Origin of the sequence: Pseudomonas protegens CHA0 (assembly GCF_000397205.1) — a bacterium.
Classification (GTDB): domain Bacteria; phylum Pseudomonadota; class Gammaproteobacteria; order Pseudomonadales; family Pseudomonadaceae; genus Aquipseudomonas; species Aquipseudomonas protegens.
The window spans coordinates 3,152,184-3,174,336 of the sequence record NC_021237.1 but is presented as its reverse complement, the minus strand read 5'-3'; the positions used below and the strand labels follow the sequence as shown (position 1 = coordinate 3,174,336).

Annotated in this window: 22 protein-coding genes; 9 read left to right on the top strand and 13 right to left on the bottom strand. The window is 59.4% G+C overall.

Annotated elements, in window-relative coordinates:
- Positions 1–317 precede the first annotated feature (317 nt).
- The 3 genes from PFLCHA0_RS14365 to PFLCHA0_RS14360 form a co-directional block, all read right to left on the bottom strand.
- A complete protein-coding gene (locus tag PFLCHA0_RS14365) occupies positions 318–914 on the bottom strand; it encodes a hypothetical protein (RefSeq protein ID WP_041752224.1) in 597 nt (198 codons plus the stop codon).
- Between the two features lie 55 nt (positions 915–969).
- Positions 970–1,641 (bottom strand): DUF998 domain-containing protein, encoded by a 672-nt coding sequence (locus PFLCHA0_RS31230; RefSeq protein ID WP_230493596.1) that lies wholly within the window; start codon positions 1,639–1,641, stop codon positions 970–972.
- 77 nt (positions 1,642–1,718) lie between these two features.
- Positions 1,719–2,513, bottom strand: coding sequence for an NYN domain-containing protein (locus PFLCHA0_RS14360; RefSeq protein WP_041752223.1), 795 nt, complete (start codon positions 2,511–2,513; stop codon positions 1,719–1,721).
- Between the two features lie 526 nt (positions 2,514–3,039).
- Between PFLCHA0_RS14360 and PFLCHA0_RS14355 the strand changes: the two genes are divergently transcribed.
- Together PFLCHA0_RS14355 and PFLCHA0_RS14350 are read left to right on the top strand one after the other, a co-directional pair.
- A complete protein-coding gene (locus PFLCHA0_RS14355) occupies positions 3,040–3,510 on the top strand; it encodes a DUF6896 domain-containing protein (protein ID WP_015635476.1) in 471 nt (156 codons plus the stop codon).
- On the top strand, positions 3,507–3,938 hold the full coding sequence (locus PFLCHA0_RS14350; protein WP_015635475.1) for a hypothetical protein: 432 nt from the start codon (positions 3,507–3,509) through the stop codon (positions 3,936–3,938). The genes PFLCHA0_RS14355 and PFLCHA0_RS14350 overlap by 4 nt, the downstream gene beginning before the upstream one ends.
- A 123-nt stretch (positions 3,939–4,061) precedes the next feature.
- Here the strand turns inward: PFLCHA0_RS14350 and PFLCHA0_RS14345 are convergent, their stop codons facing one another.
- Complete coding sequence (locus tag PFLCHA0_RS14345) at positions 4,062–5,246, bottom strand: contractile injection system protein, VgrG/Pvc8 family (RefSeq protein ID WP_015635474.1); 1,185 nt, start codon at positions 5,244–5,246, stop codon at positions 4,062–4,064.
- Between the two features lie 164 nt (positions 5,247–5,410).
- Positions 5,411–6,514 (bottom strand): extracellular solute-binding protein, encoded by a 1,104-nt coding sequence (locus PFLCHA0_RS14340; RefSeq protein WP_015635473.1) that lies wholly within the window; start codon positions 6,512–6,514, stop codon positions 5,411–5,413.
- A 139-nt stretch (positions 6,515–6,653) separates the two neighbouring features.
- On the opposite strand from PFLCHA0_RS14340, the gene PFLCHA0_RS14335 reads away from it, so the two are divergent.
- Positions 6,654–7,445, top strand: a complete 792-nt coding sequence (locus tag PFLCHA0_RS14335; protein WP_011061102.1) for a response regulator transcription factor — start codon at positions 6,654–6,656, stop codon at positions 7,443–7,445.
- 123 nt (positions 7,446–7,568) lie between these two features.
- Positions 7,569–8,351 (top strand): hypothetical protein, encoded by a 783-nt coding sequence (locus PFLCHA0_RS14330; protein ID WP_015635472.1) that lies wholly within the window; start codon positions 7,569–7,571, stop codon positions 8,349–8,351.
- 262 nt (positions 8,352–8,613) lie between these two features.
- Here the strand turns inward: PFLCHA0_RS14330 and PFLCHA0_RS14325 are convergent, their stop codons facing one another.
- A complete protein-coding gene (locus PFLCHA0_RS14325; RefSeq protein ID WP_015635471.1) occupies positions 8,614–9,201 on the bottom strand; it encodes a TetR/AcrR family transcriptional regulator in 588 nt (195 codons plus the stop codon).
- Between the two features lie 149 nt (positions 9,202–9,350).
- Here PFLCHA0_RS14325 and PFLCHA0_RS14320 point away from each other — a divergent pair, with 149 nt between their 5' ends.
- The 4 genes from PFLCHA0_RS14320 to PFLCHA0_RS14305 all read left to right on the top strand — a co-directional run bounded on the left by PFLCHA0_RS14320 (position 9,351) and on the right by PFLCHA0_RS14305 (position 13,305).
- On the top strand, positions 9,351–10,451 hold the full coding sequence (locus tag PFLCHA0_RS14320; protein WP_015635470.1) for an alkene reductase: 1,101 nt from the start codon (positions 9,351–9,353) through the stop codon (positions 10,449–10,451).
- 54 nt (positions 10,452–10,505) lie between these two features.
- Positions 10,506–11,294 carry an SDR family NAD(P)-dependent oxidoreductase gene (locus tag PFLCHA0_RS14315; RefSeq protein WP_015635469.1) on the top strand — a complete coding sequence of 263 codons (789 nt, stop codon included), beginning with the start codon at positions 10,506–10,508 and terminating at the stop codon, positions 11,292–11,294.
- Between the two features lie 75 nt (positions 11,295–11,369).
- Positions 11,370–12,248 (top strand): alpha/beta fold hydrolase, encoded by an 879-nt coding sequence (locus PFLCHA0_RS14310; RefSeq protein ID WP_015635468.1) that lies wholly within the window; start codon positions 11,370–11,372, stop codon positions 12,246–12,248.
- Between the two features lie 58 nt (positions 12,249–12,306).
- The gene (locus PFLCHA0_RS14305; RefSeq protein ID WP_015635467.1) at positions 12,307–13,305 is read left to right on the top strand and encodes an NADP-dependent oxidoreductase; all 999 of its coding nucleotides are present in this window, start codon (positions 12,307–12,309) and stop codon (positions 13,303–13,305) included.
- A gap of 192 nt (positions 13,306–13,497) precedes the next feature.
- On the opposite strand, the gene PFLCHA0_RS14300 is transcribed toward PFLCHA0_RS14305, so the two are convergent.
- The 7 genes from PFLCHA0_RS14300 to PFLCHA0_RS14270 form a co-directional block, all read right to left on the bottom strand.
- Positions 13,498–13,887: a hypothetical protein gene (locus PFLCHA0_RS14300; RefSeq protein WP_227454069.1), complete on the bottom strand. Its 390-nt coding sequence runs from the start codon at positions 13,885–13,887 to the stop codon at positions 13,498–13,500.
- 285 nt (positions 13,888–14,172) lie between these two features.
- Complete coding sequence (locus PFLCHA0_RS14295) at positions 14,173–14,772, bottom strand: LysE family translocator (protein WP_169891728.1); 600 nt, start codon at positions 14,770–14,772, stop codon at positions 14,173–14,175.
- A gap of 71 nt (positions 14,773–14,843) precedes the next feature.
- Complete coding sequence (locus tag PFLCHA0_RS14290) at positions 14,844–16,340, bottom strand: efflux transporter outer membrane subunit (protein WP_015635465.1); 1,497 nt, start codon at positions 16,338–16,340, stop codon at positions 14,844–14,846.
- 11 nt (positions 16,341–16,351) lie between these two features.
- Complete coding sequence (locus PFLCHA0_RS14285) at positions 16,352–17,470, bottom strand: ABC transporter permease (RefSeq protein ID WP_015635464.1); 1,119 nt, start codon at positions 17,468–17,470, stop codon at positions 16,352–16,354.
- Positions 17,471–17,474: 4 nt separating this feature from the next.
- Entirely contained in the window at positions 17,475–18,623 is a 1,149-nt protein-coding gene (locus tag PFLCHA0_RS14280) for an ABC transporter permease (protein ID WP_011061089.1), read from the bottom strand.
- A 3-nt stretch (positions 18,624–18,626) separates the two neighbouring features.
- Positions 18,627–20,396: an ATP-binding cassette domain-containing protein gene (locus tag PFLCHA0_RS14275; RefSeq protein ID WP_015635462.1), complete on the bottom strand. Its 1,770-nt coding sequence runs from the start codon at positions 20,394–20,396 to the stop codon at positions 18,627–18,629.
- Positions 20,393–21,406, bottom strand: a complete 1,014-nt coding sequence (locus tag PFLCHA0_RS14270) for an HlyD family efflux transporter periplasmic adaptor subunit (RefSeq protein WP_011061087.1) — start codon at positions 21,404–21,406, stop codon at positions 20,393–20,395. Before PFLCHA0_RS14270 ends, PFLCHA0_RS14275 begins: the two co-directional genes overlap by 4 nt.
- Before the next feature lie 111 nt (positions 21,407–21,517).
- Here PFLCHA0_RS14270 and PFLCHA0_RS14265 point away from each other — a divergent pair, with 111 nt between their 5' ends.
- On the top strand, positions 21,518–22,153 hold the full coding sequence (locus PFLCHA0_RS14265; protein WP_015635461.1) for a TetR/AcrR family transcriptional regulator: 636 nt from the start codon (positions 21,518–21,520) through the stop codon (positions 22,151–22,153).

The window sequence follows — 22,153 nt, the reverse complement described above, 5'->3', positions numbered from 1 at the left end:
AGCTGATTTTTTGGGGCGGCGATTTTACGTCAATGCTTACCTCGGTCAACAACAGGCGGTCAGCACGACAGGCAACTTCTGACCAAAAGCGGTCAGCCCAAACGACAAAGCATCGACACAGGTGAGTCCAAACGGTTAGCCGCCAAGGGCCACAGATACTTAGGTCAGGCCCCGACCAAGGGATAGAGCATTGGCCCTCTCCGTCGATCTAGAAGCATCTCAGCTGGCATTGTTCGAGCAGCGCCCGTTCACGCAGTCAAACGCCCTTTCAGCGAAAATCGCTGGCCTGGCCGTTGCTTTCGATAGCGCCATCTCCCCTACCCCAACTGCAAAAAAAACCGACCAATCCCCGCGCCTATCCGCTCTGAAAAATCCTCATCCAGAAACAGATACCCCATGCCATCCGAAAGCACGCCTTTGTGCTCAGGCAGCGCTCTATCCAGATCGCCCCCATAAATGGATACCCTTCTGCGCCCTGCCTCCGCTGAAACAGGCGCCTGCAGCCAAGCGTCCACGCCATCCAGCTTCGAGGCCAGGTTCTCGTCATCATCCACGTCGCGGTTCACCCCCAGCCGTACCGCCCCGCGATCTGAAATCGGCTGAACAGCCTCATTCCGCTCGGAACCGGCTCGAACATAGCCCATGACAACCGCTTGCGAGCGTCCCTGGACGGCACGCAACTTTCGATAGTGGCCGACCTCGCCCGGCAAGTACGGTACAAAAACCGAAACCCAATAACTCCTATCGATCAGGGCCTCTGAAAACCAACGTCCAGGAAAGGCCACCAGGTGTGTCAGCGGCACTCCATCAGGCGAACAGGGCCAAGCCAGCTCCGTGGGCAGGCAGGCCCCACCACCGGCATAGGCACCCTCTTTTGCAGGCGTTTCACCGGTAAATATCAGCTCGTCAAACATCCGTTTCTTTCCGCTTAGTTAATGATTCCAACATGTGACTTTCCAACTGAAAAGTCTATTTAAATGGATGAGTCCTCTCGTCGACCGCAGAAATGACCGGAAGCAACTTACTGGCGGTCAACCAGGATATGCCGAATGCGATCAGACCGACCCGCTCACAATAAAAAGTAAGCCTCGAGTTAAAGCCAGACAACGCTTCATTAAAAACATGATCAACAACCATCACCAGCATTGACAAAACTATTGCGACGCCACAGAAAGTATAAATCACCGATCGCCGCCTTGCCTCAACATGCCCCTTGGACTCAGCACGCCCACGAAACAAGTAACAAAAATAAGCCAATATGGAAAACATCACAGCAGCAGAAACATAGTGCACATGAGGTATGATTTCTATATATCCATTACACCCGCATGGAAATGTTGCAACACCAAATGCGGCAACGGCCGCCACTTTACTAAGCAACATCTCTTTTCGCGAAAAGCCATTGTACGCGAGCATAAAAGCAGATATCGCAAAAAGCAACCCAACAAACAAATTGCGCCCCCATTCACTCTCATGATACGAAGCACTTATAGAAGTTATGTCCCCTCCCGAAAGAAAGTCCGTTACATTCGCAAGCACCATAGCTATTATGCCCACTTGCAACTTTATCGTATTGTTGTCTATTTCAGGACGCTGAGGCGTTGAAAGCATAACCTGTCCCTCACATAGTTTGATATTCATCAGAGCTTTTCAGGTATACCGTTGCCCCAGCGTGGACTCCATTGACAAACTTGGACGCCGGGGCATTTAAAATACATCTACAGGTATTCCATTAGTCTTGTCGACACTGCGGAAATTACATCTTTGTCAGACCAATACTCACCATGGCTCGCGACGTTCCATGACGAAAGTATGCCACCGGCATTAATCGAATGATCATGAACAATATTGTAATTCTTTCCAAGTTGGCGTAATGGCCAGCCTAATACGTCATCCTGATCATAGTAGTTATCCCAGGTAAAATTGGGGCTTGGCGGATCAAAGCAAACCCTTGCGTCCAGACCTGAAACGAAGATGGGGATATTGCACCCCGTTGTAATTAGATTATTGAGCGACTTCAGCTTAAGAAAATTCGCCTCCGGACCGGTATTGGGCGATGAAAATATATACCTTCCATTTTGGGCATCCCATAGATAATTCGATATGACTTGGCAGCCCAAAGACTGAGCAATCAAGACTATTGGCGTATTCGGATCATTACCACACTCTTTGAATGCAGACAGCAAAACATTTTGGATTTCTTTTTGGACATCAAGATATTTTCGAGGGTCCTTTTGCGCACTGTATTCCAAAGAGCCGGCATCCCCAAAACCAAACAGAAAAAACTGTCGTATTTTCAGTGCATCAAACTCATTGGTTTTCTCCTTCAACATGGCATCCCATAATTTATCCTGAGGACCTTGTAAAATAGGGGCATACTGTATGTTCTTGAAGGATACTTTATCCCACCGCTTACTCCCGAGCTTTTCGATGACCCCCTCTTCAAGATCTCGAAAATATCCCGGTTTGATTTTCCCCATGCCATGAATCGTTATCAGTGCGACGCTTTTCATGAATGACTCCTTTCTTCGGAAGGTACATCTGACGCTTGGCCACATAGCTGCAAGAGTGATCTACATATAAATCAGATTGAGCATACATCACCCGTAAAGTAATATTCCTGACATAGCCATTATGTAATCAGGGAGCATATCGCCGACTAGTATTTGATCTACTATGGCTGCCGGGGAAAGCATGGCGGTTAGAACAGAACAACCGAAAAGTTCAATTTGATATGGCGAAATGGTGAAACTCGGGATTGTCGACGTAGTGCTACTCATTGGTAGATCCCTCTAAAACACTCTCCATTGAGATGTTTATAGCTCAGATAATGGCAATGTGCTCCGAGCCCACCAATGAACCAAAAAACTCATCACTGAAAGATGCAACCCATAGATAGAGGCCAGGCACCCCAAGGTCGATTCTCAGGGTATGTCAAAATTGGCTGCGCTGCCGGTACTACAACGTGATGCAGGAACTGATCAAGCGCTTCTGGGGAAAACCAGGCTCCCCGCCCCTTCAACCTCGACGTGAATGCCCATGAACCCGCACCTCGCCCATCTTGTTTCCGACTACCAAGCCAGCATCCGCACGGCTGTCGAACTGATGCAACAATCCGCCATTCCCCTCCCTGCCAGCAACGCCGATTGGGTGGGAACCGATATCCCGGATCAAGGAGAACTGGCTGGCGGTATTCGCTACTTCAAGCACGGCTATGGCTGCGCCGTTCACCTGCCAACGGCAACGGTGAGCTTTGACTTTGGCGAGCAGGGCGAAATCGACGGAATAACCCTATCGAGGCTGGCCGGCTTTGCCGAGAATAGACTCGTGGAATACGGCTTTACGGATGAGGATGAACTAAAGCAGTGCTTCGACCAAGAAGTGGCAGCAGGCTCGCTGGTGTATTCGGGCTATATCCTTTATTACGTCGCAACCGTTAGATCCCAAGCGCGCACGCTCGAAGATAGCGACAGTCCTTCACCCCCCGAGCACCCCGGAAGCCCATCATGAAGTTCACCTCAGCCGGCCAAATCATCGACCCACGAACCGTCGGCTATCGCAGCCTGGGCTTCGGCGAGGCACTGACGATCCCGGTAACGCCCTATGAACTGCGCATCCACCACGGCGATCTGCCGCAACGCTTTCTTGACTGCGCGGACACCTTTGCCGCCGAATGCAAAACCGACGATATCGACCAGGGTTTTGTCGACATCCCGGAACTTGCAGAGCTGGGCTACCCAAGCTTCAGGACGCTGTTGAAGGACCATCCCGATCAGGCCGCGCGCCTGGTCCAGGACTACCTGTATTTCGAGTTGCTGTTTTCGCTGTTCCCGCATTCAAGCGGCCTTAAAGTCGTGATCAACAGCATCACCCGCGTCTGCTCAAAAGAAGGTGTCATCCTGCTGACGGGCCAGACCTACGCGGCCAGACACTCATGAGAAAGCCCTGGCGTCAGGACCGAGGCCTGGGATCAGGCCACTGATGGCAACCGACGATTCACTATCGAGTGTGGTCCGGGCCTTCTCCCTGGCGGCTTGATGCGCGTTCAGGGCAATGGCGTATCAGCCGCAACACAGGCAACCGCTGATCAGCGGTTGATCGGGGTCGTTTTCAAGAAATGCGACTTTGACCTCCACACCGGGTCGCAGCGGCGTCACTTCACAACGCCAATTGGCAGTACCGGCCAGCCAACAACTGCTCTTGTCGTCGAACCGGCCTTCGCGGTCCCAGGGAAACTTGACCTTGACCCTTTCGAAGCGCTGACCACGCGAGTTCGCCTGGTCTTCCAGGGCGATGACCAGCGCCGTCTGGTTGCCTGGCGCCAGAGGCTTCTCATGAGCCAAAGGCGGGCGATAGCAAAGGTCCAACGCAAGCGCGGTGAAACGGTTGCGATAACCCTGGCGCAGTTGATCCTGGTTGTCAGTGTGGCCATTGGCGACGCTCTCATCCGCAACCTGTGGTTGCTTGCCCTCATGAATGACCTGAGTCAGTAGCCAGAGGTCGCTGCCCTGGCCCGAGGTTTCCAGGACATGACCACTGAGCAGCCCGCTCTGCGTACCTTGCCCTTCAACCTGGCGCGACTCCCTGGCACGCAGGCTTGTCGGCGTGCCGTGACCGATCGGTAACAGGGTGGTGAGCCCATCGTGCCCGGGGGCAAAAGCCGTGGTCGGCCCGATCGCGGGGAATACTGCCTGCTGATCGCCAAAGACCAGCACGTGGCCTTGAGCGCTGTGCTGGAAGTGGAAGTGAATTCCCTCTTCCTCGCACAGGCGCTGAATAAAATGCAGATCGGTTTCATCGTACTGGGTGCAGCAGTCACGCTCGGGGTAGCTCGCCCCGAGCTCAAAGCGGTAGGCATCCCCCAGAATCCCATGCTCCTCCAGGACCAGGGCGACGATAGCAGGCACCGAGAACTGCTGATAGATCCTCTTGTTGATACGGTGACGCAAGTAGGACAGGTGCGGCACCAGGGCCAGGTTGTAGTGCGTCAAGCCTTGAGCGTCCGGGCCTCGCGCAATGTGATAGATGCGCCCATGAATGCCATTGCCCCAAGTGTCGAATGCCAGAAAAGCCGACACATCGAAGAGGCATTGCAGATCCAGATCCGGTCGCTCGCTCACACACTCCACATTGAAGAAATAGGGCTTGCTGATCGCCTCTTCTCCGGTGAACGCGCGCACCTTTAAGTCGTGCGCAAAACCGTCGATTGTCAGGCTGAACCGGGGTGCATTGGCTGGGCTTAACATCCACTGTTCTCTTATTGCATAACCTGTTGAATGGGCACGGTCGTGCAGCGCCTTGCGCAAAAGTTCATCTTGCACAAGACGCGTACATGTCTCCGAGTGTTTGAACAATGCGCTCACACACAATGAAGATGTGCATGAAGCAGCAAGCGAAGAGTCAACTCAGATCAGATACTGCTCTTCACCTTGGTCCAGACCCGAGTACGGATTCTTTCCAGTTTCAAAGGCAGCGGCTCAAGCGGAACCAATGTGGCGATGGTTTGCTTGTCCGGATAAATCCAGGGGTTATCGCGCAACTTCTGCTCGACGAACTCGGTGGCATCTTTATTGCCATTAGGATAAAGCGTGTGATTCGAGGTCTTGGCAATCACTTCCGGGCGCAACATATAGTTGATGAAGGCCAGCCCTTCCTTGGGGTGAGGAGCATCTTTCAACAGCACCAGGTTTTCCGACCAGACCAGCGCACCTTCACGAGGAAGGCTGTAGTTGATCCTGCGCCCGGTATTGGCACTTTCATTGGCGGCCTGCGCAGCCAGGGCGCCATTGGCCCAGCCCACAACGACACAGATGTTGCCGCCCGCCAAGTCGGTGTCGATTCTGGAGGAGTCGAAATAAAGGATATAGGGGCGAATCTTCAACAGCAGCGCTTGAGCTTTCTGGTAATCATCCGGGTTCTTGCTATTGCTGGGCAGCCCGAGGTAATTCAAGGCAATCGAGATGATCTCGCTGGGAGAGTCGAGCATGGCCACACCACAAGACTGCAGCTTGCTGATGTTCTCTTCCTTGAAGATCAGGTCCCAACTGTTGACCGGGGCATTGTCGCCCAGGGCTGCCTTGACTTTATCGACGTCATAACCAATGCCGGTGGTACCCCACAAGTAGGGCACGGCGTAGCGATTGCCCGGGTCATTGACCGCCAGTTGCGCCAGGATGGCGGGATCGACATGGGACAGGTTACTTAGTTGACCTGAATCAAGTGGCTGCAGGACTCCGGCCTGGATCAGGCTGGGCAGTACATTGGAGGTCGCCACCACCACGTCATACCCCGTGCGCCCGGCCATGACCTTGCTCTGCATGATATCGGCGCTGTCGAAGGCATCCATGTGGATACGGGTGCCGGTGGCCTGTTCGAACTCCTTTGGAGTCTCTGGTGCGAGCAGCCCGAACCAGTTGTAGAGGTACATGGCAGGCTCTGCGGCACCCGCCGTTGTGCTTATTCCGGCATAGAGAAACGCAGCCGAAAAAATGGTTCGCAAACGTGACTTTCTCATGCAACATCCTTGTCCAGACGACGTGCCCTCATGGCGGTCGTAAACCTGTGCCAGCGAATATACCGGGCATCAGCCAATAGTAAATACCTACGATTACTTAGCTCCGGCCGACCATTCCCTAACCCTAAAGGGGTAGAAAATGCCACTCGATCTTCATAGCCTGGCCTGGCACCGTTCGATTGGAAAACTGATTCTGCAGTTGAATCGCCCAGAGTTCTGGAGCTCACTTATCCGCACACTCAATGAATATGTGCAGATTGATAACTGGGTGGTTTTGATCTTCAGCAATCAACAAGTGCAAGTTGTCAGCCTGCCCGAGGTGGCAGATGCAGAAGAAGTGGATGCGTTCATTCACCTCTATGTAAAAGGCCTGTATTTGCTGGACCCCTTCTATATCGCCAATCGAGAAAACCCGCAGAGCGGCTTCTTTCATCTACTGGATATAGCGCCGGAGTACTTTGTTGAAACCGAGTACTACCACAAGTACTTTGCACAATATATTTGCGTAGATGAAGTGCAATACAACATCCAGCTCGATGCTGACAGAACACTGTGCATTTCCATTGGCAGCAACGCCCATTTCAGCCAGGAACACATCACCATGCTGGACATCATCAAGCCGTGGGTCACGGCACTCATGCATCAACGCATGTGCTTCGAAGTCGATGTGGAAAAAAGCCTCAGCGAACCGCCGCAATGGCCGGAGACGATCACCCAGTTTGGTACCCAGATAACCACGCGGGAAAGTGATGTGCTCAGGCTGCTGCTCAGTGGCTTTTCCAACAAGGAAATCGCAGGAAAGCTCTCCCTCTCCACAGAGACGATCAAAGTGCACCGCCGCAACATCTACGCCAAGTTGAACATCAAGTCACAGTCCGAACTCTTTGCACGCTTCTTCATGCCCAGGCAGGATGTGCTCTCTTTAAGCTAGGCCCCGGGCCTGGAATGAACTCACAGGCCTGGCACGAACAGCGAGAGCACCAGCAGGCTCACGTACGTTCGACCAAGCGTTGCTCATTCGCCTGAACACCCACATGGAGCCGGTAGCCATTCGATGGATATCCAATTTCGCGGTAACGCAATGCCTGGCAACCCCGCCGCTGGCACCTGCGATGAATACAGCCTGAGCGCCATTTCCAGCCTGGATGAGCTGATCGACGCCTACCGCAAGATCGCGGGCGACCACCCGGGTTTCCAGCCCCTTCTCTCGCTGGATGATCTGCCCCAGGCCCGCTACACCTCCGGGCATGCCCGCAACAACCTGGGGCTGGACGATGCCTCGGAGCAGGAGATCGCCCTGCTACCTGCAGAGTGCTTCGAACAGGGTGAATACCTGGGCTACCCCACCACCAAGGCCGAGTTCGCGATCTGCTTGCGCAACTTCACTGACCTGGTGGCAGGCAGCTCGTTCGAAGACGCTTGCGCCCACGGCCTGACCCTTGATGCGCCAGCCCTGCGCGAATGGGTGGACTATCAGCAAAACCCTGTATCACTGCTCGACCAGCCCCTCTCGGCACTCCTGGTGCCCGTCGAGCAGTCCTATCAGGCGCTCGCCGCTTTTCCCAACGGCTACTTCAGTTGCGACCTGGGCCCCGCGCAGAACTTTGCGGTGGCCCGCCATTTCGCCCAGGCCCATGGCTATGAGTTGATCGGGGTGGGCGCGTCCTACCTCGGCTTCCTGCGTGCAGAGCCTGCCGACCTTTGCGTCGCCAGCGCGGTGGCGAGCGATTTTTGTGCGCTCTACAACACCCCCGAGGAGGACCGACAAGCCGTGGTTTCAACGGTTGTCGAGGCTGTTCACGGTCGCACCCATTTGTGGCTGCGCTACGTGGAATGACGCTCGGAGAAAAGACGTGTGCGGTATATGTGGTCGAAAACTGGGCCTCAAAGACGATCCGCTTTCGCTCGATTGTGGCGGTGACTGTTGGGGGTGCATTGGCCCCATTGAGGCTGATCTTGAAAATGCCGAATCGTCAGTCAAGGTGAAGGAAGAATTTGCCACGGGTGTGCGCCCAGGCAGATCCGAGACACGTTTCAAATCATAATTGACGCCGACGCGCGCTCAACGACCGCAAGCGCACACCCATGGCATGCCCCCTTTATGCCGGCTTGCCTTTATCAACCGGCAACGACGCCAACATCTCAGCGCGGCACACCTCAAGAATCTCATCCGCCAGCGCTGAATCATCCGGACAGGCACGCGACAACATAATCGCACCCACCGCACGGGACAGCAGGTCGATCATTTTCCGTCTGCCCTCCTCCGCAGCGGCATCCGGCCGGGTCGGGTATTTGTCCCCCAGGGTTTGCAGGGTGTGCTCGACCCCTTCGGCAAACGTCGCTTTCACATCCTCCGATTGGCGCGCCGCATCGCCACACAACGCGGCCATGGTGCAACCGCTGCCACGTCCGTCGCGATGTTCTCTGGTCACATAGACGTCGATGAAGCCAGGCACATCCAGCGCCTGCACGCCTGCCAGCGACTTGGCAAGGCTGCAGGCCGAGGCCTCGGCCATGAGGTCGGCCTTCGAGCCGAAATGCTTGTAGAAGCCGCCGTGGGTGAAACCGGCCGCCGCCATCAGATCCGACACACCCACACCGTCGAAGCCGCGCTCACGGAACAACTCTGAGGCCGTTTCAACGATGTGCTCTCGATTGGCCTGCGCCTGGGCCTTGCTCACTCTCACGTGCAATACCTCATGTTCATTGGGAAATCATGGGCCCAATCATACATAGATGTCGTTCATAATCAAAACCGTTGACAGTTTAGATTTCGATCATCATCCTAATTGCACGCACCACCGACCTCCACCCACGGGCACGGAAGAGACACCAGATGACCGATCAGAATCTGTTCACCCCTTACACCCTTGGCGCCCTCACGCTGTCGAACCGCATCGTCCTCGCGCCACTGACCCGCAACCGCGCGGGCGCAGGCTTTGTTCCCAGTGAATTCGCCGCCACCTATTACAGCCAACGCGCTAGCGCGGGCTTGCTGATCAGCGAAGCCACGCAGATTTCCCAACAGGGCCAGGGCTATCAGGACACCCCCGGGATCTACACCCAGGCGCAGATTGATGGCTGGCGCACGGTGACCGACGCCGTCCACGCCAAGGGCGCAAAGATCTTTGTGCAACTGTGGCATGTCGGCCGCGTGTCCCACGTTGATCTGCAAGAAAACGGCGCCGCCCCCGTGGCCCCTTCCGCGCTGCGTGCGGCCACCAAGGTGTTCGTCAACAACCGCTTTGAAGACGCCAGCGAGCCCCGCGCACTGGACATCAGCGAGCTGCCGGGGATCGTCGCCGATTTCCGCCAGGCCGCGGCAAACGCTATCGCTGCCGGGTTCGACGGTGTGGAAATTCACGGCGCGAACGGCTATTTGCTGGATCAGTTCCTCAAGGACAGCGCCAACGTGCGCACCGATGCTTACGGCGGCTCGATTGAAAATCGTGCGCGTCTGTTGCTCGAAGTCACCGCTGCCGTGGTCAATGAAATCGGCGCGGATCGCACCGGGGTGCGCTTGTCGCCGGTGTCGCCGGCCAACGGCGTCTCCAGCAGCAATCCGCAGGCGCAATTCAATTACGTCGTCGATCAACTCGACGCCCTCGGCGTCGTTTACCTGCACATGGTCGAAGGCGCGACCGGTGGCCCACGTGACGTGGCGCCATTGGATTTCACCGCCCTGCGCCAGCGCTTCAAAAACACCTACATCGCCAACAACGGCTATGACCTGGAGCTGGCAACCTCACGGCTCGCCGAAGACCAGGCCGATCTGATCGCGTTCGGTCGCCCGTTCATCGGCAACCCGGATCTGGTGGAGCGTCTCAAGACCGGCGCCGCCTTGTCCGCATTCAATCCCGCCACCCTCTACGGCGGCGGCGCGGCAGGCTACATCGACTACCCGACGCTGGTTGATTCGAGCGCCAGCGCAAGCTGAGCAAGCAGAAACCGAGCTGTCCGTTTTCACCCATTTTGAAAGAGAGATGACCCCATGAACACTCGCCCTACCGTTCTCATCACTGGCGCCTCCACTGGCATCGGAGCCATCTACGCCGAGCGCTTCGCGCAACGTGGCCATGATCTGGTCCTGGTTGCCCGCGACCGGGCACGCCTGGACGCACTTGCAGCCCGACTGCGCGGCGAACACGGGGTCGCCGTCGAGGTGATGAAAGCGGATTTGACCCAACTCAGCGATCTGACAACCGTTGAAAGCCGCCTGCGCGACGACGCCCGTATCGGCATCCTGGTCAATAACGCCGGCGCGGCGCTGTCCGGCAACTTCATCGAGCAAAGCACCGACAGCGTAGCGCAACTGGTTGCCCTCAACACCACGGCACTGGTGCGGCTGGCCAGTGCCATTGCCCCGCGCCTGGCCAAAGCCGGTGACGGCGCGATCATCAACATCGGTTCGGTGGTGGGCCTGGCGCCGGAGTTCGGCATGACGGTCTATGGTGCAACCAAGGCTTTCGTGCTGTTCCTGTCTCAGGGCCTGAGCCTGGAACTGTCGCCCCGGGGCGTGTACGTGCAGGCCGTGCTGCCGGCCGCCACCCGCACGGAAATCTGGGACCGCTCCGGCGTCGACATCAATACCCTGGACGAAATCATGGAAGTGGGCGATCTGGTGGATGCCGCACTGGTCGGTTTCGATCGGCGCGAACCGGTGACCATCCCGCCACTGCAACAGGCTGAACCCTGGGATGACCTGCAGAGCGCACGTCAGGGCCTGCTGGGGCACATCCGTCAATCCGAGGTTGCCCAGCGTTACCAGACCCAAGAGTGATCTTCAGGTAGCGAGCATTCGCGGCGGATTCGCGGCAGGCACTGCGACGAATCCGGTCCGCTGTTCGGAGTAGCAATGAATCCAACGCAGACAACCTTCCCCCCGGCTTTGCAGACGTCGTTCATCAACGCGGCGAACCAGTCGATCATGGTCAGGGGCATTCCCTTCGCCTATCGCGATACCGGTCCCGCGGGCGGCGTGCCCCTGGTGCTGTTTAACCACTGGGGCGCGGTGCTGGACAACTTCGACCCGGCAATCATCGATGGGCTGGCACAGACCCGGCGAGTCATCACCACCGACTATCGCGGCATCGGCGGCTCGGGTGGAACCGCCCCGCTGACGGTCGGCGAAATGGCAGAAGACGCCATTGGGCTGATACAGGCCCTGGGGTTCAAGAGCGTCGATGTGCTGGGCTTTTCACTCGGCGGCTTCGTCGCTCAGGACATCGCCCTGCAAGCCCCCCAATTGGTGCACCGCTTGATTCTCACCGGCACCGGACCGGCCGGCGGCATCGGTATCGACAAGGTCGGCTCGGTGACCTGGCCCTTGATGCTCAAAGGCTTGCTGACCTTGCGCGATCCCAAGTACTACCTGTTCTTTACCTCGACGCCCCATGGTCGTCGAGCCGCCTCGGAATATCTGCAACGCCTGAAAGCTCGCAGCAAGCATCGCGACAAGGGCCCAACGCCCGGCGCCCTCCTGCGCCAGCTGCAAGCCATCACCGCGTGGGGCAGACAGGCGCCGCAGGATCTCGGGCGCTTGCGCGCGCCGACGCTGATCGTCAATGGCGACAACGACATCATGGTTCCCAGCGCCAACTCCCATGCCCTGGCCAAGCGTGTCCCCAACGCACAGCTAGTGATGTATGAGGACGCCGGGCACGGCGGCATTTTCCAGTACCACGCGGACTTCGTGGCCAAGGTCCGGGCGTTCCTTGACGACAGAGCCCCATGACAGCAACCCCACCCAAGCACCGCCCACACCTATTCCAACCGACAAGAGCCGCACCACGATGAAAGCCTTTCTAATTGATCGCTATGGCAAGAACAGTGGGCGCATGGGCGAAGCGCCCACGCCCACGCTGGGTGCCCACGACGTGTTGATCGAGGTCCACGCCAGCAGCGTCAACGTGCTGGACTCGAAGATCCGCACAGGCGAATTCAAGCTGATCCTGCCCTATGCATTGCCGCTGGTACTGGGCAATGACCTGGCGGGCGTCGTGGTTGAAGTTGGCCCCCAAGTGCAACGCTTCAAACCGGGAGACGAAGTCTACGCGCGCCCGCCTGAAACACGGATCGGGACGTTCGCCCAGTGGATCGCCGTGAACGAAAACGCAATCGCCCTGAAACCTGCCAACACCAGCATGACCGAGGCCGCGTCGATCCCCTTGGTCGCACTCACCGCCTGGCAAGTGCTGGTGGAAACCGCCCGACTGAAAAAGGGCCAGAAAGTGCTGATCCACGCAGGCGCAGGCGGTGTCGGCACCCTTGCCATCCAGCTGGCCAAACACCTCGGCGCCTTCGTCGCGGCCACCACCAGCACGGCGAATGTCGAATGGGTCAAAGCCCTGGGCGCCGATCAGGTGATCGACTACAAGCAGCAGAACTTCGAAAGCCTCTTGCATGGCTACGACCTGGTGTTGAACAGCCTGGGCAGCGACGTACTGGAAAAGTCCCTCAAGGTCCTCAAGCCCGGCGGACAGCTGATTTCCATCTCCGGGCCACCCACGGTGCAATTCGCCCAGGAGCAAGGGCTGGCCTGGCCGTTGCAGCAGGTCATGCGCCTCTTGAGCTTCGGTATCCGGCGCAAGGCGCGCCAGCGGGACGTCCGCTACGCCTTTGTGTTCATGCGGGCCGATGGCGCCCAGCTGCAACAGATCACCGCGCTGATCGAGGCCGGAATCATCAAGCCTGTGGTTGACCGCAGCTTCAGTTTCGAATCGACGGCAGAGGCCTTGCAGTACGTCGAGCAGGGACGAACCAAGGGCAAGGTGGTGGTCAGGATCAAATGACCCCATCGCCTACCGATGACCCGACTGAATCGACGACAACCCCTGAACCCGACGAGGCAACGCCAGCGCAGGCGCCGGACAAACCTGCACCGCAAGTGCCGGCGGATGCTGTTGCGCCGCCACAGATCCTTTGGCACCGCTTGATGCTGGAGCCGTAGGTCCGTCGGCTTTTCTGGCGACAACCCAGGCCGGCTAAACCTCGGCCGACGCCCCCTCATCGGCTTCGCGCAGAATCCGTTCAAGCGCCGGCCGCGTCCACTTTTCCCAAGGCAACTCATCCTGCCCATCCCCCGGGTGACGATACTCTCCCGCATCAAACGCGAGGTAGATGGAATAGGCCGGCTCGGGCATGTCAGCGTTCAAGGACACATCAACAATGTCACTGAACAAGGTATTCATGACCGCATCACCGTAATGAAAGTCGCGCTGCCCCTCGATAAAGAGCCGGGCCACCGCCTTGGCGACTTGATTGAAAAGAGCACACCGGTCTATCTGCATCCCGTCATACAGACGATTCAGGTCATGGCAGGAGTCGCTTTGAATCGCTTCCAGCACCTTGTGAAGCTCGGCTTCACTCAACATCCTCTGCATCCACTGGCCCACCGTTTGTCCGGGAGGCGCAGATTAACATCCGCCAAACGCCCTGTTCATCGGATCAAGGCCACCGAGGAAAACCGGCAAGCCGTGGTTTCAACGGTTGTCGAGGCTGTTCGCGGTCGCACCCATTTGTGGCTGCGCTACGTGGAATGAGCCCCCCGGGTGTTGTCGACAACAGAGTGGTGCTGGAACACGGGGGGTACAAGGGCCTCTCTCAGCAGCGCCATTGCCCCAGCCTCACCTGGGTGCTGAAAGCCGCGGCAAAGACACCTACACCGCACGAACCACGGTGTAAGTGAGGGTGGCGGAAAACAGCGCCAGAACGACGGCGGTGCCCCGGGAAAACAGCGGTCCAGAAACCCGCCCCAGGTATTGGGCTCGAATGCCCGCCCCCAGCGAGACCCAGAGCAAGGCTATTGGCGCCAGTGCCAGGAAGAAAGCGCTCAATGACGGCAGGAAATCCCCCAGGCTGGCGAATGAGCTGGCCGGGAAGATCACACTGGCGAAGATCAGCCCCTTGGGGTTGAGCAAGGTCGCAATCAACAGGTGCCGTGGCCAGCTCTCAAAGCGCTCGGTGTGCTGGGCTCCGGTGGTAGAGGTCTTCCAGGTCTTCAAGGCCAGCGCCGCTATGTACAAGGCGCACAGCAGCTTGATCAGGTGGATCAGCCACGGGTAGTCGTGGGACAGCAGCACAAGCCCCCAGCCCCAGGTGCAGATCGAAACGGTGTAGCCGAGCATTTCGATCAACACCAGTGGCAGCGAGCGCAACACGCCGAACTTGAAGCCCGAGGCCAGCAGCAAGGTGTTTGAGGGCCCCGGCACTACCAGTATCAGGGACGAAAAAAGCGCGATCTTGTAGAGGTCATCCATTTGCATGGCTTCCTATTCCGTTAGGAAAGTGGGTCTGGGGGGAGTGCTGCCAGAGGCAGCGTTTCAGGGGCTCAGGTGGAATGCCCACCCATGGATTTGTAAATGCTGATCAGGTGAGTACGCAGTTGACTGTCGCTATTGACCAGGTCGCGCTGCGCCTCCAGCACGGTGCGCTGCGCTTCCAGTTCCTCCAGGTAGCTGGCCTCCCCGGCCGCGTACCGGACGCGGGTCCACTCATAGGTGCGGGCCTTGCTGTCATAGCTGTCCTTGAGGTGCGCGGCACGCTGGTATTCGTTGTGGTAGCGGCTCATCGCATCGTCCACTTCCTGCCAGGCTGCCAGTACGGTCTGGTGAAATGCCACGGCCGCCTCTTGCTGTTCGAGTGTGCGCAGGACCACGGTCTTGCTGCGCCGCCCACGGTCGAACAGCGGCAGGTCCAGGCGCGGCCCTACCGACCAGGTGCGGCTGCTCCAGTCGGCAAACTGGCCGCTCTTGTAGGATTCGAAGCCGAAGTCGGCCCCCAGCATCACGCTCGGGTACAGTTCGGCCTCGGCCACTCCGATGCCCGCCGTCGCCCGGTGCAAGCGGGCCTGGGCCGCGCGGATGTCCGGACGCTCCCGGGCCAGGTCGCCAGGCAGGCCCAACTGCAGGTTGGGCAGCGGGCGGCTCAAGGCATTATCAGGCCGCTCCGCGAGCAAGGTTTCCAGGGCTCCGGGATGCTCCCCCAGCAACAGCGCAATACGGTTGCCCGCCTGGGTGTGCAGCGCCTTCCAACCCGGTATCTGTGCATGCAGCGAGGCCAGCCGTGCCTCTTGGCGTTCCACCGCGAACCCATCTTCCTCGCCCTCCCGGGCCTGGACGGCAACCACTTGCAGGTGCGCGGCCAGGATCTGTGCCTCCTGCTCCAGAAGACGGGTCTGGCGCTGTGCGGTACGCACTTCGAAGTAGTTTCGCGCCAGCTCGCTGGAGACACTGAGCAACACGTCGTCCAGGGTCGCGGCCGCACCATCGACCTCGGCCTGGGCGGCTTCACCCAGGCGTGACACCCGCCCCCAGAGATCCAGCTCCCATGAAACGTCGAACCCGGCCTGGTACAGGCTATAAGGGTCGGTAAGCACCTTTTCCAGGGCATCACTGTCGCTGCCCAAGGCTTCAAGCATTCGATTGTTCGGCGCATACCGGCTTTGCCGGTTTCGCGAAGCCGCCGCGGAAAAGGACACTTCGGGCGTTTCCAGGGAAGCGACTATCTGGCGTTGCAACCGCACCTGGGCAAACCGCAGCAAGGCCGTGTGCAGGTCCGGGCTGCCTTCGCGCACCTGGGCCTGCAGCTGGTCCAGCACCGGGTCGCCAAACACCTGCCACCAGCTGTCGTCTGCGGTTTGCGAGGTGGTCGCCGGGGCTTTGCCCGGCACCGAAGACGCTGGCGGACCACTGTGCCAATCCGTCCAGCGTTCCGGGCTGGGAACTGCCGGGGCCTTAAAATCGGGCCCGACGGTGCAGGCGGTGATGGCCAGCAGCATGGCCAGCGTCAGCCCATTACGCAGGTATCCAGAGTGAGTAGTTTTCATGACGTTCCTTATCACACCAATCGATTGCGAAACAGCCACGCAGCCAGCGGCAGGGTCACCAGCGCAACGGCAAACATGGGCACCAGGTTCCAGGACACATCCGCCAGCGTTGCCCCCTCCAGGTAGATCCTCCTGACCAGGTCGATGGCAAAGCGCAGCGGATCGAGATAGGTCAGCAGTTGCAGGGCCTCGGGCATGCTGTGCACCGGGGTGATCAGGCCGGAGAGCAGGATCAGCGGCATCATCAGCACGAAGGTGTACACCATGGCCTGCTGCATGTTGGCCGACAGCGCCGAGATCGACAGCCCGATGCCCACGCAGGCGCTGGTGAAGACGAACAGCCCCAGGTACAGGTCCAGCACGGAGCCGATCATGGGGATCTTGAACCAGAACAGGCCGATGAGGAGGATCAGGCTGGACTGCAAAAGACCGATCAGTACCGACGGCAGGGCCTTGCCCAGCAGGATCACGAAAGGCGTCAGCGGAGTCACCAGCAGTTGGTCGAAGGTGCCCTGCTCGCGCTCCCTGGCTACCGACAACGCCGCCAGCATCAGGGTCTGGATCATGCTCAGCGCGGCGATCAGGCCCGGCACTATGTTCCAGCGGGTTTGCAGGTTGGGGTTGAACCAGGCACGGGTCTCCAGGCGTACCGGCGCGTTGTCCACCGCCAGGAACTGCTGGTTGAAGTCAGCCACCAGGTTGGCGATATGCCCGGCCGCCATTCCCGCGGTCGTCGAGTTGCGCCCATCCAGGATCAACTGCAAGCCGGCGTTTTCATGCCGGCTCAGGCGCTCGTCGAAGTCTGCGGCGATATGCAGCACCAGCAAGGCACTGCCCCGGTCGATTACCGGGGCGATCTCATCGACGCTGGTCAGGGTCGACACTCGGGCAAATACCCCGGAGGCATCGAAGCGTGCCAAAAGCTCTGTCGAAGCGCGCCCCTGGCTCTGATCCAGCACGGCATAAGGCACGTAGTTCAGGTCGTAGGTGGCGCCGTAGCCGAACAGCAATGACTGGACGATCGCAGGGGCAATCAGGATCACCCGGTTGGCCGGGTCCTTGACGATGGCCAGGAACTCCTTCTGAAACAGGAACAGCAACTCGCGTAGGAAATTCATCAGCTTGTCCATGGCTTCAATCCAGCTTCTTGCGGGTGCACAGGCGTGCAGCGTTCAACAGGAACACGGCGTAGGCCGCGAGGATTGCGAGGTTCTTGGCGATCAATGGCCAGTTGTTGCCAGCCAGGAACAGGGTCTTGACCAGTTCCATGAAGTAAGTCGCCGGCAGGATCGAGCCCACCACGCGGATGAACGTCGGCACATTGCGCAGATCGAAGAGGAACCCCGAGAGCATCAGCGCCGGCAGGAAGCTGAAGATGATCGCGATCTGGCTGGCCAGGAACTGGTTGCGTGTCTTCGCCGAAATCAGCAGGCCAATGCCCAGGGTGACCAGCAGGTAGAGCATGGAGCTCAACAGCAGGAGCACCAGCGAACCCTGGATCGGTACCTCGAACAGCAACCGCGCCGAAACCAGGCACATCACCAGGCCCAGCAGGCCCACCAGGAAATAGGGAATGATCTTGGCCAGGAGTATTTCGATCGACCTGACTGGGGTGACGAACAGTGATTCGAGCGTGCCCCGCTCCCACTCCCGGGCCAGTACCAGAGAGGTCAGGAAGGCACCCACCAGGGTCATGATCAGGGCGATGAGCCCGGGCACCAGGTACCAGGTACTGCTGTTGGCGGCGTTGAACCACATGCGTTCGACGACCAGCACCCGACCGGCCGACTGGGGCTGCCGGGAGCGGTCGAACTGCTGCTGTTGCCAGACATTCAGCGCGCCCCTGACATAGCGTCCAAGGGTCGCCGCGCTGTTGGCATCGGCGCCATGCAGGAGCAATTGCAAGCGCGCATCCTGCTGTTCGAGGCGCCTGGAAAAATCCGCCGGCACGCGCACGATGCCGTCGACCCGACGCTTGTCCATCAGCGCTCGGGCCTCGGCCATGCTGGTCACCTGGACCACCGAGAAGTAGTCCGAACTCGCAAGCTTCGCCACCACGCTGCGGGCGCTGGGGGAGCTGTCTTCCAGGACCACGGCCAGCGGCGTGTTGCGAATGTCCAGGGACAGGCCGTAGCCAAATATCAGGATCAGTACGATGGGCAGGACAATGCCTATCGCCAGGTTGCTCTTGTCACGCATCAATTGGCGCAACTCCTTTCGGGTGAGCGCAATGAGCCTGCGCCTGAACCCTGAGGCGGATCGATTGGAGTCAGTCATGGTCATTCCTCACTGCACCGGGGCGCTGGCCTGGGCCCGAGCACGCTCGACCACGGCAATGAAGGCGCTGTTCATGTCGGCAAGCGACTCGCTGCCCTGGTGGCGTACCTGTTCCGGAGTGCCCAGGGCCAGCAGCCGTCCGGCATCCTGGATGACGATACGGTCGCAGTACTCGGCCTCTTCCATGAAGTGGGTGGTGATCACGATCGTCGTGCCGTTTTGCGCCAGGGCGGTGATACGGCGCCAGAACGCCCGGCGGGCCAAGGGGTCGATACCGCTGGTGGGTTCGTCGAGAAACAGGATCTGCGGCTCGTGCAGCAGCGCGACCGCCATGGCCAGGCGCTGCTTGTAGCCACCGGGCAGCTCGCCGCTGCGCAGGTGCTTGTGTTCGCCGAGGTCGAACTGTTCGAGCATCAACGCCACCCGCGCTTTCAGCTTCGCGCCGTGCAGGCCATAGGCGCCGCCGAAGAAGCGCAGGTTCTCCAGGGCCGACAGGTTCGCGTACAGGGCGAACTTCTGCGAGACGTAGCCGATCTTGCGCCGCGCCGCCGCCCGTGCGGTGCGCAGGTTGACGCCAGCCACCTCAAGGTGCCCGCTGGAGGCGGGAAGCAAACCGCAAAGCATGCGAAACGTGGTGGTCTTGCCGGCTCCGTTGGGGCCCAGCAAGCCGAATATCTCGCCCTTCAACACCTCGAACGAGGTGCTGGCAACCGCGGTGAAGTCCCCGAACTTGCGCACCAGGTCGCGGACCTCGATGACCACCGCACGCCCAGAGGCAGCGTCGCCCTGGCCGTCGCTGGCGGGCGCCTGCGCCGGCTCGTCCAGGCTTGCAACGCTGCCAACCTGTTGCCGGAGCAACACCATGAAGCCATCTTCGAGGCGGGCCTCCAGCGCCTGGGGAGAGGCCTGGCCAGCCAGGGATGGAATGGCCTGCAGAGGCACCTGGGCGCTGCGGATAAAGCGAACCATGCCGCCTTCGGGCACGGCATCGATGATGTGTTCATTGTCGTCAAGCAAGCGCGCCTGCAACAGCCTGGCCGGGGTGCCGGCCTCGGGGCCGACGCCATAGCACAGGCCCTGCGCCAGATGGCACAACTGCGCCGGTGGCCCCTGGGCGATCAGCCGCCCCTGGTACAGCACAAAGACCTGGGCGCAACGCTGGGCCTCGTCCATGTAGGCAGTGCTGATCAGCACCGTGAGGTTTTCCTGCTCGATCAGTTGTTCGATGATGCTCCACAGTTCCCGCCGCGACAGCGGATCCACCCCCACGGTGGGCTCGTCCAGCAGCAACAGCTGCGGTGAGCGGACCAGGGTACAGGCCAGCCCCAGTTTCTGTTTCATGCCGCCGGAAAGCTGTCCGGCCAGCCGGTCGCGAAAACGCGTCAGGTCCATCATCTGCAGCAACCGGGAAAAGCGCTCCTCGCGCTGCTGGGCGCGCACGCCATGCAGGTCGGCGTAGAGTTCGAGGTTTTCCTGGATCGTCAGGTCTTCGTACAGGCCGAACTTCTGCGGCATGTAGCTGATGAGGTCCTGCACCTGCTGCGGATCTGCGGCGACGTCCAGCCCCAGCACCTTCAACAGCCCTTCGTCGGCCTTGAGCAAGCCGGCAATCATCCGCAACAGGGTGGTTTTTCCGGCCCCGTCCGGCCCCACCAGGGCACTCAACTTGCCACTGGGCACCTCCAGAGAAACCTGCTCCAGAGCCAACTGTTCTCGCGTTCCACTGCGAAAGCGCTTGACCAGTTCAACAGCCTGAACCGTTACCGCTGGCGCACTCATGGCGTGGCCCCGGCCACCGGTGCCTGGTCAAGGTAGACGGTCGCCGGCATACCGAGCCGCAGGCGATCGTCAGGGTCCTTGACCAGCACCCGGATCTCGTAGACCAGGCTGGTGCGCAGGTCTTCCGTTTCCACCGACTTGGGGGTGAATTCGGCAACCGAGGAGATGTAGCCGACTTTGCCGTCGATGGCCTGGTCAGGAAAGCTGTCGGTGTAGACCCGCGCCATCTGGTCCGCACGTATGTGGCCCAACTGGCGTTCGTTGACATAGGCCCGTACCCACTTGGGGTCGGTCAGGGCCAGGGCAAACACCGGGCGCTGGGGCGAGGCCATATCCCCCGGCTCCAGCAGGCGCGTGCGGATCCGGGCCTGGGTCGGCGCCTTGAGCTGAGCGCGCGCCAGGTAATGTTCCAGCAGGTCCAGGTCGGCCCTGGAGGCTTGCAGGTCGGCCGTGGCCTGGGCGATGTCTTCATTGCGTGGGCCGATCTTGGCCAGGGTCCAGGATTCGCGCTGCTCCTGCGACTGGGCCTTGGCCACTTGCAAGCGGGCGGCTGCCTGGTCCAGGCGTTGCTGGCTGACGCCCTTGCCCTGGGTGTCGTCGGCGATCCTGCGCAGGCGCTGCATGTGCAGTTGAGCCAGCTGCATTTGCGCCTGGGCGGCATCAAAACGTGCCTTGGACTGCTCGACCTCTTGAGGCCGTGTGCCATTTTTCAAGCGCAGCAGCGCCTGTTCCTGGGCGCCGATCCTGGCCTTGGAGCGATTTATTTCCAGGCGCAGTGTGCGTGTGTCGAGTTCCGCCAGGACCTGGCCTGGCTGCACCAGGTCGCCCTCTTCGGCATACAGCGCGGCGATTCGCTCACTGCCGTCGAACGCCAGGGACACCTGGCGAATGTCGACGTTGCCATGGAGCTTGAGGTGGTCGTTCTGCTTCTCGGGGCGAAGGAGAAACCAGGAAACACCCGCTGTGGCCACCAGCAGTACGGCAACCCCTACAATCAACTGCTTCTTCATCCATGAGTCCTTTGTTTGCCAAGGCCTAATTAAAATTCAATTTGAATTTAAATTAGAAAATAACAGATACTGGCCATGAAGCAACCCCCCGCTCAGACCACGAGGAACATCATGAACACGCGACGCAGAACCAGCAGAAGCGACGGCGAACACACTAAAATCCGCATTCTCGATGTGGCTGCCCGCCTGTTTGCCCAGCATGGCTATGCCAACACCGCGAGCAAGCTCATCTGTGAAGAAGCCGGCACCGACCTCGCCGCCATCAACTACCACTTCGGTAGCCGGGAAGCCCTGTACAAGGCGGTGCTGATCGAGGGACACAAGCAACTGGTGAGCTTCGAAGCCCTGTCGCAGTTGGCGCAAAGCGAAGAGCCGGCGCTGATCAAGCTCGATAGCTTCATCGATGCCATCGTCACCCGGGTGCTCGATGAGCAGAGCTGGCAAAGCAAAGTCTGTGCACGGGAAATACTGGCGCCCACTGTCCATTTCACCAGCCTTGTGCAAGAAGAAGTGATGCCCAAATTCCGTCTGCTGGAAGCGCTCATCAGCGAGATCACCGGATTTCCGATCGGTGACCCGGCGCTGGCGCGTTGCACCATCAGCATCATCGCGCCCTGCCTGATGCTGGCGGTGATAGATCGCCAGCAGCCCAGCCCGCTGCAAGCCGTCCTGCAACACGACGCCAACGCCCTGAAAGCCCACTTCAAGCTGTTCGCCAGGTCCGGCCTCGCGGCCATTGCCCAATAG

What these genes read in the sequence shown, in the direction of transcription:
- PFLCHA0_RS14365 (WP_041752224.1), bottom strand. Translation starts at nt 914, where the DNA reads ATGTTTGACGAGCTGATATTTACCGGTGAAACGCCTGCAAAAGAGGGT.
- PFLCHA0_RS31230 (WP_230493596.1), bottom strand. Translation starts at nt 1,641, where the DNA reads ATGAATATCAAACTATGTGAGGGACAGGTTATGCTTTCAACGCCTCAG.
- PFLCHA0_RS14360 (WP_041752223.1), bottom strand. Translation starts at nt 2,513, where the DNA reads ATGAAAAGCGTCGCACTGATAACGATTCATGGCATGGGGAAAATCAAA.
- PFLCHA0_RS14355 (WP_015635476.1), top strand. Translation starts at nt 3,040, where the DNA reads ATGAACCCGCACCTCGCCCATCTTGTTTCCGACTACCAAGCCAGCATC.
- PFLCHA0_RS14350 (WP_015635475.1), top strand. Translation starts at nt 3,507, where the DNA reads ATGAAGTTCACCTCAGCCGGCCAAATCATCGACCCACGAACCGTCGGC.
- PFLCHA0_RS14345 (WP_015635474.1), bottom strand. Translation starts at nt 5,246, where the DNA reads ATGTTAAGCCCAGCCAATGCACCCCGGTTCAGCCTGACAATCGACGGT.
- PFLCHA0_RS14340 (WP_015635473.1), bottom strand. Translation starts at nt 6,514, where the DNA reads ATGAGAAAGTCACGTTTGCGAACCATTTTTTCGGCTGCGTTTCTCTAT.
- PFLCHA0_RS14335 (WP_011061102.1), top strand. Translation starts at nt 6,654, where the DNA reads ATGCCACTCGATCTTCATAGCCTGGCCTGGCACCGTTCGATTGGAAAA.
- PFLCHA0_RS14330 (WP_015635472.1), top strand. Translation starts at nt 7,569, where the DNA reads ATGGATATCCAATTTCGCGGTAACGCAATGCCTGGCAACCCCGCCGCT.
- PFLCHA0_RS14320 (WP_015635470.1), top strand. Translation starts at nt 9,351, where the DNA reads ATGACCGATCAGAATCTGTTCACCCCTTACACCCTTGGCGCCCTCACG.
- PFLCHA0_RS14315 (WP_015635469.1), top strand. Translation starts at nt 10,506, where the DNA reads ATGAACACTCGCCCTACCGTTCTCATCACTGGCGCCTCCACTGGCATC.
- PFLCHA0_RS14310 (WP_015635468.1), top strand. Translation starts at nt 11,370, where the DNA reads ATGAATCCAACGCAGACAACCTTCCCCCCGGCTTTGCAGACGTCGTTC.
- PFLCHA0_RS14305 (WP_015635467.1), top strand. Translation starts at nt 12,307, where the DNA reads ATGAAAGCCTTTCTAATTGATCGCTATGGCAAGAACAGTGGGCGCATG.
- PFLCHA0_RS14300 (WP_227454069.1), bottom strand. Translation starts at nt 13,887, where the DNA reads ATGTTGAGTGAAGCCGAGCTTCACAAGGTGCTGGAAGCGATTCAAAGC.
- PFLCHA0_RS14295 (WP_169891728.1), bottom strand. Translation starts at nt 14,772, where the DNA reads ATGGATGACCTCTACAAGATCGCGCTTTTTTCGTCCCTGATACTGGTA.
- PFLCHA0_RS14290 (WP_015635465.1), bottom strand. Translation starts at nt 16,340, where the DNA reads ATGAAAACTACTCACTCTGGATACCTGCGTAATGGGCTGACGCTGGCC.
- PFLCHA0_RS14285 (WP_015635464.1), bottom strand. Translation starts at nt 17,470, where the DNA reads ATGGACAAGCTGATGAATTTCCTACGCGAGTTGCTGTTCCTGTTTCAG.
- PFLCHA0_RS14280 (WP_011061089.1), bottom strand. Translation starts at nt 18,623, where the DNA reads ATGACCATGACTGACTCCAATCGATCCGCCTCAGGGTTCAGGCGCAGG.
- PFLCHA0_RS14275 (WP_015635462.1), bottom strand. Translation starts at nt 20,396, where the DNA reads ATGAGTGCGCCAGCGGTAACGGTTCAGGCTGTTGAACTGGTCAAGCGC.
- PFLCHA0_RS14270 (WP_011061087.1), bottom strand. Translation starts at nt 21,406, where the DNA reads ATGAAGAAGCAGTTGATTGTAGGGGTTGCCGTACTGCTGGTGGCCACA.
- PFLCHA0_RS14265 (WP_015635461.1), top strand. Translation starts at nt 21,518, where the DNA reads ATGAACACGCGACGCAGAACCAGCAGAAGCGACGGCGAACACACTAAA.